The following is a 1259-nucleotide window of genomic DNA, read 5'->3' on the forward strand; positions in this document are numbered from 1 at the left end:
TAGCCTGAGATCCAGCTTGCCCAGGATCAGGTAGGCCATGTTGATAAAGTTCTTGTGCGTGCGGTAACCCCGAGCCTTGGCCTTGGCGGATTGAATGAGGCTGTTGAAACCTTCCAGAATTCCATTGGTGATCTGGCTCTCGAACCATCGGAGCACGCCATCCCAGTGATTCATGATGGTGTAGGCGACCTTGACGATAGGCGGCAGATCGCTGGTTCTGGCGTTTTCCAACCAGGCTTTCAAGAGGGTAGCCCCCTGATGGCGATTCTTGATCGTGAAGATGTCCTGAAAGGTCAGGCGGAACTGGTAGGCCTGCGCCGTCTTGAGGTTCTGGTCTTTGAGTAATGCCTGCAGCTTTTCTTTCTGCTTCACCTTGAGGTTGCAATCGTTCTTGAGCCAGAGCCAGCGGGTCTTTTTGAGATTTGGCTGAGTGAGGACTTCCCCCTTGCGCACGTCGTCCACGGCCTCGTTGACGAGCTTCATGAGGTGAAAACGATCGAAAGTGATCTCCGCATTGGGCAGGTGCTCGGCAGCCCCTTTCTGGAAGGCCGGCGAGAGGTCCATGCTCACATCGGTGATCGCTTCCGCGCTACCACCATGGGCCTGTAGATCTGCGGAGAATCTCTCAAAGGTCTTGGCATCCTTGCCGGGAGTAGCGAACAAGAGTCGCCGGGCATCCAGATCCACGAAGAGCGTGATGTAGTCGTGGCCGCGCCGACTGCTGGTTTCATCGACGCCGACGGCATGGACATGGGCCATATCCACTCTGGTACGGGCTTCTGGCACATAGTGGTCAATCACCCGCCACAGGAGCGTGTCGGTCTCGCCGACTAGGCGGGCTACGGTCAATACCGGCATCTCCCGCACCAGGGTCATGATCAGCGCTTCGAAGAGCAGGGTGAAATGCGAGCCTTCCCGTGCCCAGGGAACAGATATCTGATGCACTCCATGCTCCTGGCACTTCACACGAGGTACGCGGGCATGGAGATAGGCTTCATGCTGGAAGAAATCCATGTGCCGCCAAGTATGGTCACGGGTATCATGTACCGGACACTCCTCACCACAGACGGAGCAAGCAAAGCGACTACCCTTGGGAAAGTTGATGTGCAGATCCAGGCGTTTCTCCTCCACCGTGAAAGTCACATGATCCACCAACCACGGCGGAACCAATCCTAACGCGAGAGAAAACAGCTCTTCAGGGACCATCAGCTAACTCCAATTCAGGGCACGACCGCTCCACAGCATTCTACCCCCTACCC

At 56.3% G+C, this 1259-nt stretch carries 1 protein-coding gene; it reads right to left on the reverse strand.

Annotated elements, in window-relative coordinates; translation table 11 throughout:
• On the reverse strand, positions 1-1206 hold a 1206-nt coding region (locus B1757_RS16165), incomplete at its 3' end, for an ISL3 family transposase (RefSeq protein WP_101536756.1).
• Positions 1207-1259: the final 53 nt, after the last annotated feature.

The sequence above is a fragment of the Acidithiobacillus marinus genome (assembly GCF_002847505.1).
Classification (GTDB): Bacteria; Pseudomonadota; Gammaproteobacteria; order Acidithiobacillales; family Acidithiobacillaceae; genus Acidithiobacillus; species Acidithiobacillus marinus.